The 15960-nt window shown below is 70.0% G+C and carries 11 protein-coding genes and 4 pseudogenes; 8 read left to right on the top strand and 7 right to left on the bottom strand.

The window, feature by feature from the left end; genetic code table 11:
- Nucleotides 1-168: 168 nt before the first annotated feature.
- The gene (locus ABTY56_RS34720) at nt 169-1443 is read right to left on the bottom strand and encodes an alpha/beta hydrolase family protein (protein WP_350633367.1); all 1275 of its coding nucleotides are present in this window, start codon (nt 1441-1443) and stop codon (nt 169-171) included.
- 361 nt (nt 1444-1804) lie between these two features.
- Here ABTY56_RS34720 and ABTY56_RS34715 point away from each other — a divergent pair, with 361 nt between their 5' ends.
- Nucleotides 1805-2281, top strand: coding sequence for a hypothetical protein (locus ABTY56_RS34715; protein WP_350633366.1), 477 nt, complete (start codon nt 1805-1807; stop codon nt 2279-2281).
- A gap of 903 nt (nt 2282-3184) precedes the next feature.
- Entirely contained in the window at nt 3185-3334 is a 150-nt protein-coding gene (locus tag ABTY56_RS34710; protein WP_350633365.1) for a hypothetical protein, read from the top strand.
- 687 nt (nt 3335-4021) lie between these two features.
- On the opposite strand, the gene ABTY56_RS34705 is transcribed toward ABTY56_RS34710, so the two are convergent.
- A complete protein-coding gene (locus tag ABTY56_RS34705; protein WP_350633364.1) occupies nt 4022-5974 on the bottom strand; it encodes a WD40 repeat domain-containing serine/threonine protein kinase in 1953 nt (650 codons plus the stop codon).
- A gap of 182 nt (nt 5975-6156) precedes the next feature.
- Nucleotides 6157-8280, bottom strand: coding sequence for a WD40 repeat domain-containing serine/threonine protein kinase (locus ABTY56_RS34700; RefSeq protein WP_350633363.1), 2124 nt, complete (start codon nt 8278-8280; stop codon nt 6157-6159).
- A gap of 382 nt (nt 8281-8662) precedes the next feature.
- On the opposite strand from ABTY56_RS34700, the gene ABTY56_RS34695 reads away from it, so the two are divergent.
- Together ABTY56_RS34695 and ABTY56_RS34690 are read left to right on the top strand one after the other, a co-directional pair.
- Nucleotides 8663-10120, top strand: coding sequence for a ribosomal protein L7/L12 (locus ABTY56_RS34695; RefSeq protein ID WP_350633362.1), 1458 nt, complete (start codon nt 8663-8665; stop codon nt 10118-10120).
- A gap of 307 nt (nt 10121-10427) precedes the next feature.
- Complete coding sequence (locus ABTY56_RS34690; protein ID WP_350633361.1) at nt 10428-10745, top strand: hypothetical protein; 318 nt, start codon at nt 10428-10430, stop codon at nt 10743-10745.
- Between the two features lie 8 nt (nt 10746-10753).
- On the opposite strand, the pseudogene ABTY56_RS34685 reads toward ABTY56_RS34690, so the two are convergent.
- A pseudogene (locus tag ABTY56_RS34685) lies at nt 10754-10849 on the bottom strand (IS5/IS1182 family transposase); the annotation flags it as partial.
- A 304-nt stretch (nt 10850-11153) separates the two neighbouring features.
- Between ABTY56_RS34685 and ABTY56_RS34680 the strand changes: the two are divergent.
- Nucleotides 11154-11366 carry a hypothetical protein gene (locus ABTY56_RS34680; protein ID WP_350633360.1) on the top strand — a complete coding sequence of 71 codons (213 nt, stop codon included), beginning with the start codon at nt 11154-11156 and terminating at the stop codon, nt 11364-11366.
- A gap of 909 nt (nt 11367-12275) precedes the next feature.
- On the opposite strand, the pseudogene ABTY56_RS34675 reads toward ABTY56_RS34680, so the two are convergent.
- Nucleotides 12276-12707, bottom strand: a pseudogene (locus ABTY56_RS34675) (transposase); the annotation flags it as partial.
- Nucleotides 12708-12755: 48 nt separating this feature from the next.
- Here ABTY56_RS34675 and ABTY56_RS34670 point away from each other — a divergent pair.
- A complete protein-coding gene (locus tag ABTY56_RS34670) occupies nt 12756-13406 on the top strand; it encodes a hypothetical protein (protein ID WP_350633384.1) in 651 nt (216 codons plus the stop codon).
- A 93-nt stretch (nt 13407-13499) separates the two neighbouring features.
- On the opposite strand, the pseudogene ABTY56_RS34665 reads toward ABTY56_RS34670, so the two are convergent.
- Nucleotides 13500-14108: pseudogene (locus ABTY56_RS34665) on the bottom strand (IS256 family transposase); the annotation flags it as partial.
- A 61-nt stretch (nt 14109-14169) separates the two neighbouring features.
- On the opposite strand from ABTY56_RS34665, the gene ABTY56_RS34660 reads away from it, so the two are divergent.
- A complete protein-coding gene (locus tag ABTY56_RS34660) occupies nt 14170-14544 on the top strand; it encodes a hypothetical protein (RefSeq protein ID WP_350633359.1) in 375 nt (124 codons plus the stop codon).
- Nucleotides 14545-14755: 211 nt separating this feature from the next.
- Here ABTY56_RS34660 and ABTY56_RS34655 read toward each other — a convergent pair whose 3' ends face one another.
- Complete coding sequence (locus tag ABTY56_RS34655; RefSeq protein WP_350633358.1) at nt 14756-15298, bottom strand: hypothetical protein; 543 nt, start codon at nt 15296-15298, stop codon at nt 14756-14758.
- A gap of 157 nt (nt 15299-15455) precedes the next feature.
- Here ABTY56_RS34655 and ABTY56_RS34650 point away from each other — a divergent pair.
- A pseudogene (locus ABTY56_RS34650) lies at nt 15456-15633 on the top strand (IS630 family transposase); the annotation flags it as partial.
- Nucleotides 15634-15960: the final 327 nt, after the last annotated feature.

The raw sequence follows: 15960 nt of genomic DNA, 5'->3' as shown, positions 1-15960 counted from the left end.
GGCGGGCAGGGTGTGGTCCGCCCGGCCCCACCGCCCATCGGACGCTCGTCAGCTCCGGCACCGTCCCGGAGCCCGCCTGCCGGCCGGGCTTCCACTCCCTCGCCCCCAGCACCCGGGCCACCGCGCTGCGCACCGGCGGCCCGGGTCACACACGGCTCCGGTCGCGCGTCACCGCTCGTAGACCATCTCGGGGAAGCTCGGCGACGGGCCGTCCAGGAGGCGGTCGTCGTGGCCGCGCAGCCAGCGGTCGAAGAACGACGCGACGTACGAGCGGGTGGCCTGCACCGCGCGGTCCGGGCGGACGTCGCCGACGTCCTGGGTCAGCTGTGTTCCGCTGATCGCGCCCTGGCGGGCGAGCTGGGGCAGCAGGGACTGCGCGTCGGTGTAGGAGCTGTGACGGGAGCCGGTGAGGGTCACGTCAGCGTGCCAGCCGGTGCTGTGCTGCCACAGGGCGTCCCAGCCGGGCTGCTGGTGGTAGCTGCCGGAGTCGGGGTCCTGGGTGCCCATGAGCAGGAAGGGCCGGGTCAGGCCGTCCTGGGCGACGGTGGGCAGGAAGACGCCGGTTCGGCCGTCCGGGCCGGGGAAGTGCAGCTGGCCGTCGAGATCGACGGCGGCCTTGAGGCGCGGATCGTCGTGCATGGTCTGCAGGGCCGTGGAGCCGCCTCCGGAGTGGCCGACCATGCCGATCCGGTTGAGGTCGAGGGAGGCGGCGAGGCCGGCCGGCAGCTGCCCGTCCTGGCGCAGCCCGGTGAGCCGGTCCAGGACGAAGCGGGTGTCGTCGACCCGGGTCTGCAGCGTCTTGCGCAGGAGGGCGCCGATATCGGTGCCGGGCTGCTGGAACAGCGCGGGCAGGACGGAGGTGGCGAGGTCCCCGTCGGGGAAGGCGACCTCGGAGGCGTCGTAGGGGTGGTCGACGGTGACGACGACGTAGCCGCGCGAGGCGAGGTCCTCGACCAGGCCGGTGCCCCAGGTGCGCGGGTCGCCGAAGCCCGCCGAGTACAGCACGACGGGCCGCTTGCCGCCGGGCAGGGCGGGCGCGTCGGCGCGGGCGTGGGTGCGGACGCCCGCCCAGTCGGTGCGGCCGGGCTCGAAGCCGTAGTCGCTCTGGCCGGCGCTGCCGGCACTGCCGAAGTGGTCGGCGGCGGCGGGGGCCATGTACGGCGCGCGGTCGCCGCCGGTGGCGGGCCGGGTGGTCGGGTACCAGAAGCTGATCATCAGCCTGCGGTGCTGCCCGGGCTTCCAGGGGTCGTCCCGGCCGTCGTCCGTGAGCTGCAGGGACGTCGTGCCGACCGGGTACGGGCCGGTGGGCTGCGGCAGCCAGGCCCTGGCCTGCTGCTCGGCGCCCCGCCCCGGCGCCGCCACCGCGCCCGGTGCGCCGACCACGCCCAACGTCGCCGTCGCCGCCAGCAGCACCGCCGCTACGGTCCGTCCTCGCCTGTTCATCGCCGTTCCTCCTCGTCCGGTTTCGTCGTCGATCTCGACAGGGGCGACGGTAGGGGCGAGAAGGGTCGGAAGCCGTCATACCCGGGTGTCAAGTCCTGTGTGGTACCCCGGTATGACGGTGTCCGGCGCCACGGGTACACGGCCGGCGCGTCCCCCCGGGCGGTGCCTCGTCCATGCCCGCGCCGACGAGCCGGGCCGCCGCCGGACACGTCGACTCGATGACCACCGACGTGGTGTCCGGTCCGGCAGTTACTCGTCAGGCTCCTCGTCGAGTCACCATGACCACCGCCCGGCCGAGCCCCCGCTCGTGCTGCGAGTGCGAGGGGGCCGCCGTCAGGGGCGGGCGCTAGCGTGTGCGGCTATGGCTGACATCTTCGAGCTCATGCTCACGCTGGACCTGCGCGACGAGTTGTCCGGGGAGGAGCTCGCCGAGCTCCGATGGCATCTCGGGCTCGGCCCCAAGCCCGAGGTCCTGCGGATCGTGACCGAGTTCCCGTTCGTGGACGAGACCGACGACGGCGAACTCGTGGTGGGGGACGATCCGCAGCCCCTTCTGGGCCGGGCCGGCGAGGCATGGAAGGTGGACGGCGCGCTTGTCTCGGTTCTCCTTCGCCGGGAGCACACCTGGCGCGGTGCGTGGGCTCTGACCAGTCGGCAGGAGATTCACCCCGACGAGTTCGACGTCACCGGCAGGCTCCTCTGCTGGCTTGCGGCCAGGGCCGGCGACTGCCACCGACGTGCCGACGGCAGTGTGGACCTGGGATGGACCCGGTTCCACGAGTCACGCCAGGCAAAGCCGCTGGTGGTGCGTGACGGCGTCGTCCACTGGCCGTCGTAGCCGGCACCGCCGCCCGTATTCCGGCGCCGGTGCGCCCTCGTCTTGCACCGGTCGCAGGTGTCGGGCAGGTCGGCCGGCGCGCTCTGCCCGTCGGCGGTGATGTCGAGGTGGCAGAGGCTCTTCACGTGGACCCAGGTTCTCTGGTGCGGTCAGCCGTCCCCGCTGGTCAGCACGGAACATGCCCATGAGGTACGTGAGGCACATGGCGGCACTCCCTCGGAGGGAGCTACCGGATGACGACCCCGCCTCCGACCTGAGTATCTCGGGTTTCGCCGTGCTGATGATGTTGTCCGGCGGAGTCCGGCAGGCGGTGAGGAGTCGGGCGAGGAGGCCTGTCGGGTCGTACAGCGTGCGGCGCCGTCGGTTACCACGCGGCGTGTGCCGCATCGACGGGCTTCGGTGGCGGCCCAGGCGGGGGAGCCGGTGCCGATCCCGGCTTCCAGGCCCGGGGCCGTGGCGTGCCGCCGTTCGGTGATCGGTCCCCGCACCTGGGCACGGATCACCGCGCCGAGGCCGAGCTCCCGGGTCCGCACGGCGTCGTCGAGGTAGCGGGACTCGTCGGTGACGGGGTCGGCTACCGGCCGGTCGGATTCGTCGAAGGCGGCCTGGGGGTCGTCGGCCAGGGATCGGAGGTCACGCGCTAATCAGGGTGCTGACACCTGGGGCACAGCACGTGGCGGCCCTCAGCTGTGATCACAGTGCCCCAGCCGCGGCATTCTTCGCAGCTGCGGGCCCGGTCGATGTTCGCGCGGACGGTAGGAGCATGGGGGTGGGCTCCATGAGTCATGGGTGATTTTCCTCTGTAGAGCGCTATCACTTACGCCCAGCTTGCCATGGTTCGTATGGATATGCGGCATGGGTCGCCGACGCTCGTGATCTGCTCGGGCAGCAGGACACAGGTCCATGGCAAGCGGAAGGTGCGTCCGGACGATGTGGCAGGCGGCGGAGGTCGGCCGCGCCGTCGAGGACGCCGACATCGCCTACCTCGAAGTCCGCGGCCGGGTGCCGCCCGAGCAGCAGTGGAGTGTCGGGTCGGTCTCTCCCCATCCATGATCCGGCCCCGGGGAGAGACCGCCCGCTCCGCCCTGCCGTCTCGGCATCCGAAGGAGAAGCACCGGCGTGGAGACCACACCGCCACCGCCGAGCCGGATGTGCCGGCCGGGCTGCGCACCAGGCCCAACCTGGCCCGGTGCCACCGCGCCGGGCCCGCGAAGTCCCGGACCCCTGCCGCATCCCGCTATCCCGCAGTCCCGGGATCCGCCAACTCCGAGTGGCCGCCGGGCCGGCACTGCTACCCCTGCTCCACGGGCGGCCGTCATCACCAGGAGGGCAGCGAAAAGCCCGCCATCTCGATCTCATTGGCGGGAGCGAGAGATGACGGGTTTCCAGCGAACGCAACGAGATCGGAGAACCTGCTCGACAGGTCACTCGGCGCAGCTTGGAAACTACTTATAGTAAACAAGCTGTCTCGATGTGTAACCATGCTGGCGCAGCAACGCTGATCTGGATCTTCCTCCAGCGCTAGCTCCCATGCCCACAGGGAACGGGGAACACCGGCCGGCGCCCTCGTGGTGGCGGTCACGTCCGGGCGAGGTGATCAGGGCGCAGGTCAGCGCGGACAGCTGGTAACGGGCATGTATTCGGAGTACGTCGTATTCTCCGGCCCTGCCAGGGCTGGGGTGCAGCCATCGTGCCCACGTTGTACCGGCGGCTCGCCACAGGCTGGCGATCCAGCAGGGGTCACGCACGTCCGTGCTGGGCGAGCCATGAGTACAGCAGCACGCTGCCATCCTTGGTGCCGACGGCCAGGAGAGACCCATCCGGAGAGAACGCCATCGCACTGCTGTCGCCGGGCAACTCTCCAAGGGGGTAGCGGGTGGTCGGGTCCCACAGCCGCACAACACCGTCGGATCCGCCGGATGCCAGTAGTGATCCGTCCGGGGAGAACGCCACCGCAAAGATGTTGGAGGTGCCGCCGACCATGGGATCGCCGACCGGGTGCCGGGTGATCGGGTCCCACAGCCGCACAACCCCGCCGGTTTCGCCGGTCGCCAGCCGGGAGCCGTCCGGCGAGAACGCCGTCACCATGTACTTTCCTGTCACTCCGCGTGGTTCGGCGGGTGAGGCCCATGAGCGGAGTACGTCACGCAGGGACCGTCGTGTCCGTAGGGGCGCTGTCGGCTCGTCGGCGGTGGGCCGGTCGGTGAGGGGATCGCTGACCGGGCGCCGGGTAATCGGGTCCAGTAGCCACACCCCGTCACCGGCGTTGCCGCAGACGGCGAGGAGGGAGCCGTCCGGCGAGAATGCCACCGTCCGGACATGAGAGCTGTGTGTGGTCAAGGGGTCGCGGACCTGCCGCCGGGTGACCGGGTCCCACAGCCACACGTCCCCGTCTTCGAGACCGACCGCCAGGAGGGAGCCGTCAGGCGAGAACGCCATTGAGCTGGCTGTGTCGGAGTGGTCGACGAGTTCGCCGATCGCGCGTCCGGTGCGCGGGTCCCACAGCATCACCACCTCGCCGTATACACCGGCGGTTGTGGCCAGCAGGGATCCGTTCGGCGAGAACGCCGCACTGTAGACCAGGTCGGAGTGCGTCTCGAGGGGTTCGCAGACCGGGCGGCGCGTATGCAGGTCCCACAGCCACACCAGCCCGTCCTCGTCCGCGCTTCCGGTGGCGAGCCGGGATCCGTCCGGGGAGAAGGCGACCGTGAGGACTTCCTCGGTGTGAGCCTTCAGCGGGACGCCGACCCGGGCGAAGGCTGCGGGGAGGCTGGACCGGTTCTCGGAACCGCTGCCGGGAACCGCGGGGTCGGGCACGGTGTTTCCGGGGCCGGTCATCCGGTCCGGGGCGTGCGGTGGTGCGGCGGGCTGCCCGGACAAGGAGCGACGGACGGCGGTGAGCCGGTCGTGGACTTCCCCGGCGCTGGCGGGCCGCTCGTCCGGCCGCTTGGCGAGGAGCGCGGCGACGAGGTCGTCGAGGTCGTCGGAGACTCCGGAGCGGGCCTGGCTGGGCGGTGCCGGAGTGCGGCCCAGATGGGCGTTCATGAAGCCCAGCGGTCCGGTGGCGTCGAACGGCGCTTGCCCGGTGAGGAGTTCGTTCAGGACGCAGCCGAAGGAGTACAGGTCCGAGCGGGCGTCGCCGGGATGTCCGTCGAACCGCTCCGGCGGCATGTACGCCAGCGTCCCCATGACCGTGCTCGACTTGGCGGTGGCTTCCATGAACCGGGCGATCCCGAAGTCGAGGATCTTGATCTGCCCGTCGGTGGTAAGCATCAGGTTCGCGGGCTTCAGGTCCCGGTGGATGACGCCCACGTCGTGGGCACGGGCCAGCGCGGCCGCGGTCTGCACTGCCCAGCCGAGTGCGACGTCGATGCGGGGCGGGCCGTCCTCGCACAGGACGGAGGCCAGGTCCCGGCCCTGCAGGAACTCCATGACCAGGAACAGGGAGCCGTCCGCCTCGTCCTGCCCGAGGTCGAACACCGTCACCACGCCGGAGTGGTTCAGCGCCCCGGCGGTGCGGGCCTCCCGGGTGAACAGCTCCGCGCCGGACGCGTCATCCGTCGTGTGGGGAAGCAGTTTGACCGCGACCCGGCGCTCGATGACCCGGTCGCGGGCTTCCCAGACCTCGCCCATGCCGCCCCGGCCAACGAACCGCACCAGCTCGTACCGGCCCGCGACCACCCGCCCTGCCATGACACCCCCGCTACGGTCACCGACTCCGCCCCATACCTGAGCCCGAACATCTCACACGGCGCTACGCGGTAGGCCGCGAAGCCCAAAATCGATGCCGGGTAGACCGGTTCGTCCACAGTGAGCACACCGCCAAGTGGACTTGCCGGCTGCGATGGTCGAGGCAGGACCCCGGTGCCGAGCCGTCAGCCGGCAGTCGGCGGGGAAGGTGTTCCGGTGGCCCTCACCTCGGGCTGTCCCGCGATCTGCCCCCGGCCGGTGGCGACGTCCCACAGGCGCACGGTGTGATCCCGGCTGCCGCTCGCAAGGGTCTTGCCGTCGGGGCTGAAGGCCACCGACATCACGCCGCCGGTATGGCCGGTGAACGTGGCGGTGCTGCGGGTGGTGGCGATGTCCCACAGGCGTACGGTCTGGTCGTAGCCGGCAGTGGCGAGGGTCTTGCCGTCGGGCCTGACGACGACCGACAGGATGCCTTCGGTGTGGCCCGTGAGGGTGGCCGTGTTGCGGCCGGTGGCCACGTCCCACAGCACCACGGTGCGGTCCAGGCTCGCGGTGACCAAGGTCTTGCCGTCGGGGGTGAACGCGACCGACTGGACCTCATCGGTGTGGCCCGTGAGGGTGGCGGTGATGCGCGCGGTGGCGACGTCCCACAGGCGCACGATGCGGCTGCGGCTGCAGATCGCGAGAGTCTTTCCGTCGGGACTGAACGCGGCCGCGAGGACGTACCCTGTCGGGGCGCTGAGGACGGCGGTGGTGCGGCCGGCGGCGACGTCCCACAGCCGCGCGGTCAGGTCCTCGCTGCAGGTGACCAGGATCTTGCCGTCCGGACTGAACGCCACCGACTCGACCGCGTCCTTGTGGCCGATGAGCGGGATCCTGGTGCGGTTGGTGTCCGTGTCCCACAGCTGCACGACGTCCGTGTCGTTGCTGCTGGCGAGGGTCTTGCCGTCGGGGCTGAAGGCCGCTGACGTGACGTAGCCGGCCGGTTCGAGGGACAGCGCCTCGGTGCCGGTGCCCGTGTAGGTGGTGAGGACGGCGGTGGTGCGTGCCGTGGTGGTGTCCCACAGTCGGATGGTGCGGTCGTCACTGGCGCTGGCCAGGGACTTGCCGTCCGGGCTGAACGCGACCCGATTGACGGTGGCGGTGTGGCTGGTCGGCGGGGCGGCGGCGGGTGTCCGGCCGTGCGGGTCGGTGCGCGGGCGGGTCAGGTAGTAGGCGGTGGGCACGGCCGCCGCGGCGACGGCGCCCAGGCCGGCGAGCAGCAGCGTGCGCCGGCCCAGTGCGCGGGGTGCGGGCTGTGCGGGGGTGTCAGGCGGGGCCGGGGCGGTGGCGGCTGCCGTGGCCGGCTGCGGGTTGGACGGGGAGTCGAGCACGGTGGCGGGGGCCGTCCGGTTCCGACCGGCGGCCTTCGGGGCCCGGTCCTGGCCGGCGGCTTTCGGGCTCGGCGCGCGGTCGGCTGCCTTCGGGCTCGGTGCGCGGCCCGGCCCGTCCGGCGCCGCGCAGTCGGCCAGCGCCCGGGTGGCCTGCGCCAGGCTCGCCCGGTCGGCCGGGTCCTTGACCAGCAGGGCGGTCAGCACATCCGCCAGCGGCCCCGCGTACCGGGCCGGCGCCGGATCCTGCGTCAGAATCGCGACGTACAGCGCGGTCAGCGTGTCGCCGGAGAACGGCGGCCGCCCCTCCACCGCCGCGTACAGCGTCGCGCCCAGTGACCACAGGTCGGCGGCGGCCGTGACCCCCCTGCCCTCCAACTGTTCCGGGGCCATGTAGGCCGGAGTCCCCAGCACCGTGCCCGTCCCGGTCAGCGCCGTCGTCGCATCGGCCACGCTGGCGATACCGAAGTCGGTGAGCACCACGCGCGGGCCGGCCATCAGGATGTTGTCCGGCTTCAGGTCTCGGTGCACCACCCGGGCCGCGTGCGCGACCGCCAGCGCGTCGAGCACCGCCGCACCGATCTCGGCCACCCGGGCGGCGGGCAGTCGCCCCTCCTGCCGGAGCACCGCCGCGAGCGACTGGCCCGGCACCAACTCCATGACGATTACCGGGGCACCCTCGTGCTCCACCACGTCGTGCACCGTGACGATACCCGGATGGTTCAGCCCGGCCGCCGCCCGCGCCTCCCGCATCATCCGCTGCAGCATCAACTCCCGCTCGGCGGCGTCCAACCCGGGCGGCAACAGGACTTCCTTCACCGCGACCTGGCGCTCCAACCGCTCGTCGCGCCCCCGCCACACCCGGCCCATGCCGCCCTGACCGACCGGCTCCACCAGTCGGTACCGCCCGCCGATCAGTCCCCCGTGTTCATCCCTCACATCCCACACCCTAGGGACGGACGGGTGGCCGGAGAAGAGGCGGCCGAGAGCTGCCCCGACAGAACTGACCGAGCATCAGAGGTCAGGTGCTGGTGGTCGTTCCGCCCACCGCCGAGGTCACGGGCTGCCACGTGCGGGGATCCGGCTCGCGGATGAGCCCGTCGGCGACAAGGCCAGGTGCGTCCAGCCGAAAGCCGTCGTCAAGCTGCTTTGTGGGTTGCAAGGTTGCGGACGGCGCTCTTGGCGCTGCGCCTCAACCGGCGAGAAGCGGTCACGGGCGGGCAAGCAGCGGGTCCGAACGAGCCCTCGGCTGCTTTCGGGATCCCCGTTACACTCCGGGTCATTGGGTGATGCCATGTCAATCAAGCGCAGGGGGAGCTCAGTGGACTCGGAGACCGCACCACAGCGCTTGATAGGGGGCCGCTACCAGTTACTCTCCCTCCTTGGCGCAGGTGGGATGGGACGGGTCTGGAAAGCCCGCGACCAGCAGTTGGACGTCGATGTCGCTGTCAAGGAAGTCTTCCGGCCTCCCGGCATACCTGACCAGTACTGGCAGGAACTCCTCCTGCGGGCCGAGCGCGAGTCCCGCCACGGCGCCAGGCTGAGGGACCATCCCAACATCGTCGCCGTCTTTGACGTCGTCATCGAGAACGGGATCCCCTGGACCGTGATGCGACTGGTCAACGGCACAACACTGGAGGAGCGCCTCACCCGGGGACGCCTGCCCGTCGACGAAGCCGCAAAGATCGCCAGGGCCGTGCTCGCAGCGCTGGGAGCGGCCCACAACGCGGGGATCATCCACCGAGACGTGAAGCCCGCGAACATCATGCTCGCCGAAGACGGCGGCATCCTGCTCACCGACTTCGGCATCGCGATCAACAACGCCGACACCAAACTCACCCAGGACGGCGGCATCATCGGATCGATGGCCTACATCGCCCCCGAACGTGCCGACGGCGAGCAGGGCAACGAGGCCAGCGACCTGTTCTCCCTCGGCGTCACCCTCTACCGGGCCACCGAAGGCGGGGACTCCCCGTTCCAGCGCGACACCCTCACCGGAACACTACGCGCCGTCGCCGCGTACGAACCCCCGCCACCCACCCACGCCGGCCACCTGAACCCCCTCATCACCGCGTTGCTGCGCAAGGAAGCGAGGGCCCGCCCCACCGTGGCTCAGGCACTCGCCATGACGACACCCGTCGCAAAGAAGAAGCCTGCTCGCCCGAAGCCGCCCGCCGCAGGTCCGACACCCAAGACACCGCGCCCGCCCACGCCGCGGCCCGAGAAGGCCAACCACTACGTTGTCCTCACCCGGGTCGGCCGCAACCGCAGCGCGGTCGCACAGGCCGTCAGCGACGTGACCGGCCTCCATCTCAAGGAGGCCCGGCAGATCGCTGGGCGCGACCGCGAGGCACGCGACCGCATCGTGCTTCGCAACGTCGACGAGGCCACCGCCGTTGCCGCCAAGAGCGTCCTCGCCCGTGCCGGCGCCACCGCAGTTGTCACCAGTCGTGAACCGGGTCCCTGGCTCGGGAAACTCGTGTACAGCGGAGTCGGTCTTCTCCTGTTCGGCGCCGGAATGACCACTGCCATGGTCCTGACCGCCCCCGACCAGGGCGGTCAGTCCACCAACGGCCTCGCGGCGGTCGGACTCAGCGCCGCGCTCGGAGTGAGCGGAGCGCTCGGGCTCGTCCTTCTCACCAGCGCCTTCGCCTCGAAGTCGAAGGAGGACCACGACGGCCACCTGCGACCGGAGGAGATCCTGGCCGTCGTCGGCCTCAGCATCGTGTGGACGGCCTGTCTGGTGATCTACGCCGCGCAGCACTACACCCTGAGATAGGTACTGGTCATCGCAAACGCTTCGGTCGCCCGGACTCTGGGACACGTGACACTCTGCGCAGGCGACCGGCTGGGGGAGCGGGAGTGTGGCGCCGCGGTCGGGGAGCACCCGCCGAGGCACCGCTGCTGTCCGATCGTGCGGGTGTACTTGCCGGTGGAGGCGCTTCATGTGGACCCAGGGGCGGGAGGGAATAGGCTGTTCTGTCACGTGGGACAAGGGACAGGGGTCGTCGCAACGCCGATACCCAGCGAGCAGGAGAAGGGCACCGGAGGTGTGGGGACCACTCAGCGAGGATGTGCGTCGGACCTTGGAGTTGCTGTTGGCCGGGGACGCTGAGGTGGCCCGGGTGTACCGGGCACAGATACCCCATGTGCGGATGAAGCCTGGCTGTACGTGCGGGTGTCCGACTGTGGATCTGCGAGTGGACCAGGACGCCGTGTCGGCTGGGCCGGTGGTGGAGGGAAGTCCGGTCGTAGCTGACGGAAGTATCCAGGGTGTCGACGGTGAGTACATCGGGGAGGCGATGATCTTCGCCTTCGGGGGGTACCTCTCGACCCTGGAGGTCTGTGTCTGGGATGACCTGGGTGTCCTGGAGCTGCCTCTTTGGGAACGGTTGAGCGTTTAGACCGTGTCCTATGTGGTGAGGCGGACGAAGGGTTCGTAGCAGCAGAGGGCTGCGGCGAGGCGGAGGAATGCCAGGTAGTTGTCGGGATCCCGTTCGTAGTGAGGGCGCGGGAATGGTGATCGCCGCTGCAGTCCTCGTTGGTGGATGGCCGGCCGCGGTGTTCGGCCTCCTGCTGCCGCGCCTGGCGGGTGCCCGTCGTTGGCCAGGTGGTGTCCGGCCTACAGGCGACGTGAGTGCGGTCTGTTGCTTCCGTGCGGTGACGCCGCTGCCCGCCATCAGGTCGGCGGCTGCCTGAACTGATGTGGCTTCAGGTGGGTTCCTCTGCCAGGTAGTTGGATGACGACGGTGCGAAGCGGGCCGGGGAGATGCCCGGTTCCATCCGGGCGCAGGAAGTGGTAGCAATGGCCCATGGCATCGGAATTCCGCACGAAGGACGGCCGCAAGGTCGGGTTCGGGGATCACGTGTGGTCTCAGAACGGCGATGGGCCTTTCATCATCACTCCGCATCCGCTCGATACCGTCCACCTGGAGCTGTTGGAAGTCGACGGCAGCGAGCAGCGAACGCACCACCCGGATGACATCACGCTCTACTACTACGCAAGCATCCCCCCGCGACGCTGAACCGTCGGCATGAGGCCGCCCCCGATTGCCTCGGAGGCGGCCTCATGGTGTGGCGGGTCAAGCACCCGGCTGGAGCTCTGCGGCCACGCGGCCCTGCTGATCGGCATCCATGGCGCACAGGAAGCTCTCGGTCAGCGGCTGCAAAATCGCAGGTCAAAGCGTTGTCTGCCGCCGGTTCGCAGGTCTGGCGTTCCCGGCGCGGCGGGGCCCCCGTAGTCGGGGCCGCCGGGCAGCCGCGCCCCCGTCATCGCGGTCGGCCTCCGATGCGGCTGGGGCCCTGCAGACCACCCCCTGCTCGGGAGACCGCGGCCGGCCGGGCTGTACAGCGGACACCGTCCCAGCCGGGGCGTTCCCGGTGACGGATTCTCGGCACGGCCACGGCTACGGCTACGGCCACGGCCGGAACGCCAGCGCCCCCTTTGCCGTGTCGCGAGCGCGGGTTCCTGGCCGGGGTGTCCAGGGACTGTCAGGGCCGCCCGTGGGGAACGCGCCCTGCTCCGCGGCGTCCGGCGCTCAGGAGACGGCCCGCTGGCCTGTGTCGGGGGGCGTGGCCGCTGTCCAGGGCGAACTGGATCTTCGCGACCCGGAAAGCGGTCGGGACCGCGAACGTGATGTGGACGAGAGATCCTCCCGGGCGCCGCCGAGCCGAGCCGGACCCGGAGATCCTGCGCTGCGCCGCCGACTTGGACGGACTCGTTCCCGCCTCCGGTACCAGGGTCCTGACCGACGACCACGGCATGAGGCTGCGCGCCCGGAGCGTGGGCCTGGCGACGCTCCGCCTTCCCGGCAGCTATCGCAAGAGCGGCACCGGAATGGGCATGGCAGCGCATGAGGTGCCGGCCCCGGTGTATGGGTACACGGGGACGTGCGTCGTCGGACCGTGCGTCAGCGGAGGGTGCGGACCGGGTGCTCGACCACCCAGCAGACGGCGCCCGGGCCGGAGCCGTGGTACTCCGCGGCGGGCGATGACCGGCGTGATGCCGCGCTTCCACAGGAGTCGGCGGTACTTGTCGTAGTCGTAGTCGTAGCCGCGGTCGGCGAACAGCCGGCGCGGGCGGTGGCGCGGGCGACCAGTGGCTCCGCGAATGCGCGGGATCGCGTCCAGCAGAGGCCGCAGTCGGGTGACGTCGCGGCGGTTGCCGCCGGTCAGTGCGACGGCCGGCGGCGTGCCGTGCCGGCCGACGATCACATGGTGCTTGGAGCCGGAACGATCGCGATCCACCGGAGAAGGGCCAACATGATCCCCCCTTCGAGCGCCCTGATGTGGGAGCCGTCGATCGCCGCAGCGTCCACGTCCAAGAGGCTGGCTGCCCGCAGCTCGGCGAGAAGCACCTTCGCCAGACGGTGTCAGACGCCGGCCTCGAGCAATAGTCAAGACCTGTGGACGAGATGACGTGTGAGCAGGCTGCGGCGCCCAACCGGGTCGGTCCTATGCTGACGGTCGTGCAGGTACTGGGTGTGAGCAGTGAGGACGAGATGGTCGCCTGCTTCCTGAGCGGCGAGCTGTCCAGCCGGAGGTTCGGCCAGAACCTCCGGTCCCATCTGGCAGCAGTCGGGCAGACCGAGCAGTTGCTGACGCATCCAGACCTCTCTGACACTGAAGCGAACCTCGCCCGTCGCGCTTTGCTCGCTGCGACGCGCGGGTACGGCGAGAACCGCGAACTGTTCGAGAACTTCCCCACTCACGTCACGTGGACCAGGGCACTCCTGTCCGCCGACGAGGCGGCAAGCGTGCGCTACCTCGACTATTCCTACTGGGTCGAACTGTCGGGTGGCAGCCGCCGGCCGACCGACGCGGCCGCACGCATCAAGGCAGGACTACGGGCGTTCGACGTGCCCAACGAACCGTTCGCCGACGCGGCCCACGCGGTCACCAGAGGCGAGAGATTTCCTCCGCTCATCCTCGTCGGCGAGAGCCAGGACAACCTGGTCTGCCTTGAGGGCCACCTGCGCCTGACCGCCTACGCCCTCGACGGCTTCCCGACCGACATCGAGTGCCTGGTCGGCACCGCACCGGCCATGGGACGCTGGGCGCGGTAGTCCAGTCGCACCAAGCTCTCGGCATTCCCAAAGTTGCCCCGGCTGGGGACAGGTCAGCTCAGTCACGGGTCGGCTGGTGGCTCCTTCAGCCGATCAAGCGGCCTGCTCCTCACGTTCGACCAGGACGCCGTTCTCGAAGCGTGCACCGGCGCGGACCAGGGACACCAGGCGGGCGCCCGTGATCGCGCGCCATCGAGCCTGAGCGGACTCGACCAGCTTGAACACCATCGCCAGTGCGGCCGCCGGGCTGCCCGCGCCGCGGGTGACCTTGGTGCGGAGCGTGACCGTGGAGAACGTCGACTCGATGGGATTGGTCGTCCGCAGGTGGATCCACTGCTCGGCCGGGAAATCGTAGAACGCGAGCAGTTCGTCCCGGTCGTCGGTGATCTTCGCGACGGCCTTCGGGAAGTTGGCGCCGTAGGTCTTCGCGAACGCCTCGATCGCCTTCTCGGCGTGAGTGCGATCCTCCGCGTTGTAGATCTCCCGCATCGCCTTCGTCGCGCCGGGCTGTGCGGACTTGGGCAGGGAGTTGGTGACGTTGCGGGCTTTGTGAACCCAGCACCTCTGCGGCGTGGCCGCCGGGAACACCTCGGCGAGTGCTCGCCACCGGCCCATGGCGCCGTCGCCGACCACCAGCTCTGGATCGCGCATGCCGCGTCGGCGGCAGTCACGCAGAAGGTCGGCCCACGACTCGGTGGACTCCGAGGAGCTTGTCACGGAAAGTCGGTTGAGATCCCAGGGACCGGCTCGGGATACTCGCGCGATGACCGACAGCGTGCCTCCCAAGAGCGTCGAACAGCGGTGGGACGGGCCTTGGTACCGGGTCTGTACGGACCGCTTCGAAGCCTCTTTCCTGCCCGGCGCCGGAGAGGACCTGGACGCGGTATGCAACGTCGATGTCGAAGTCCGGTTGGTTGACGGATCGCGCTGGAGCGCGACGGTCTTCACCATTGCCGAGGTCCAGCGCCTGATGGAGAAGTGGTCCCGAAGCGGCGAGGCCCTGGGCGGCCGCTACTTCTGGTGTTCGGACGGCTTGATCGTCCGGGACCCCGGCATCGACAACATGACCCAAGTAATCACTGGCCTGCTCGACGACGGCGACTTCGACCAGATCCTCCAACACCTCGACGACGAGTGACCGCCGTGGCCTCATTCTGAAATGATCAGTTGGTGAACTTGAATTCGTGATGTCGGTCTGCAGGTCCTGAGGCCGGATCCGCTCCCGCGCGGTCCTCTCGGCGTCGGTCAAACCGCCGCCCTGCGCATACCTCACGGCACAGGGCTACCGGCAGCTTCTGCCGGTTGTCAGGCGAACCGCACCGACTCCACCCAATCAAGTTGACCACATGTCACTCGCCCCGACGGCGCTTGTAGTACGCGTACGTCAAAGCCAGGAGAAGAGGGCCCCACAGAATCAGCGGGAGAGTGGCCGCTGCCGCGAGGGCCTTCCACCAGCCGTTGGAGTACTCGACGAGGGGAACCCCGCCGATGTGGAGAAAGGCGAGCGGCAGTGGGTCCCACAGCGCGATCAGCGCCAGACCGCCCAAGGTGGCCGGGACGATCGCTGCGAGCGGTGGAATACGTCGGCCGCCGATGATCGGAATCCAGGAAGGAGCCACTTCGCCCCATCCGGCCACCAGGCCATAGGAGAGGTAGGCGAGCCCCTCGGAGAGAAGGCTGAGGCCGAAGACGTAGAGGATCACCCACCAGTGCCACGTCTTGTGGACGGCGTAGACCTGGCCCATCTCGTAGTCGAATGCGAACGGCAGGCGCCAGAGGCACGATGGCAGGACAGCCAGGGGTATGACCTGGGCGGAGCGGATAGCCCACGTGGGGACCGGCTGCGCGGTGTCACCGAGCGTCGGGGATGGACGAAGCGTCTTGAGTCGCATGGGCCGATCTTCCTTGCCCGGCGGGCGCCGGGAATCGGCCTGAAGCAGTGTCTGACGGTCACCCCCGAGAGGGGCAGCGAGTCGTCCGCTGGAAGGACAGCCGCGGCTCCGGGCGGGTTTCGATGGCAGGGATGGCTGCTACGAACCGGGGGAACGGCTGCTTCGCCGGCACCAGCCACAGCAGTTACAGAGGATCGTGCGGCGGGGGCAGCACCAGCTCGGTGCGCTAGCGGCGGGCGATGCTGCTGCTGGCCTCGGCCGGCGGCAACCGGGCGCCGATGATCGCCCAGCTGGTGCAGGCGGACGAGGACACCGTGCGGGACGTGATCCACCGGTCACCGTGCAGACCCCAGGGGCGCCAGGCCTCGGGGCCCTTGTCGGCTCTGGCCCTGTTCTCGGATCCTGATCAGACGGCGAGGTGTGTCGGTACTGCTCAGGGGCGCAAGACGCAGATCCGCGGCAGGTGGTCGGGCCGAGGCGCGCCGCTGTTGATGCAGGATTCGCTGCGCCCGCCTGTTTCCGTGGTCAGCGCTGTCTGATGCCGTTGAGGAGGTGGTCGATGCGGGTGGCGGTGTCGTCCGGGTCGAGTGGGCCGGTTCCGAGCAGGAGGCGGTAGTAGACGGGGCCGAAGAGGAGTTCGACCATGGTTCGGGTGGGGACGT

It is taken from the genome of Kitasatospora sp. NPDC097691, assembly GCF_040302665.1.
Classification (GTDB): Bacteria; Actinomycetota; Actinomycetes; order Streptomycetales; family Streptomycetaceae; genus Kitasatospora.
The sequence above is the reverse complement of the archived record's forward strand: the minus strand, read 5'-3'. Positions and strand labels throughout refer to the sequence as shown.

What these genes read in the sequence shown, in the direction of transcription:
- ABTY56_RS34705 (WP_350633364.1), bottom strand. Translation starts at nt 5,974, where the DNA reads ATGGCAGGGCGGGTGGTCGCGGGCCGGTACGAGCTGGTGCGGTTCGTT.
- ABTY56_RS34720 (WP_350633367.1), bottom strand. Translation starts at nt 1,443, where the DNA reads ATGAACAGGCGAGGACGGACCGTAGCGGCGGTGCTGCTGGCGGCGACG.
- ABTY56_RS34680 (WP_350633360.1), top strand. Translation starts at nt 11,154, where the DNA reads ATGGCATCGGAATTCCGCACGAAGGACGGCCGCAAGGTCGGGTTCGGG.
- ABTY56_RS34660 (WP_350633359.1), top strand. Translation starts at nt 14,170, where the DNA reads ATGACCGACAGCGTGCCTCCCAAGAGCGTCGAACAGCGGTGGGACGGG.
- ABTY56_RS34655 (WP_350633358.1), bottom strand. Translation starts at nt 15,298, where the DNA reads ATGCGACTCAAGACGCTTCGTCCATCCCCGACGCTCGGTGACACCGCG.
- ABTY56_RS34715 (WP_350633366.1), top strand. Translation starts at nt 1,805, where the DNA reads ATGGCTGACATCTTCGAGCTCATGCTCACGCTGGACCTGCGCGACGAG.
- ABTY56_RS34710 (WP_350633365.1), top strand. Translation starts at nt 3,185, where the DNA reads ATGGCAAGCGGAAGGTGCGTCCGGACGATGTGGCAGGCGGCGGAGGTC.
- ABTY56_RS34670 (WP_350633384.1), top strand. Translation starts at nt 12,756, where the DNA reads ATGACGTGTGAGCAGGCTGCGGCGCCCAACCGGGTCGGTCCTATGCTG.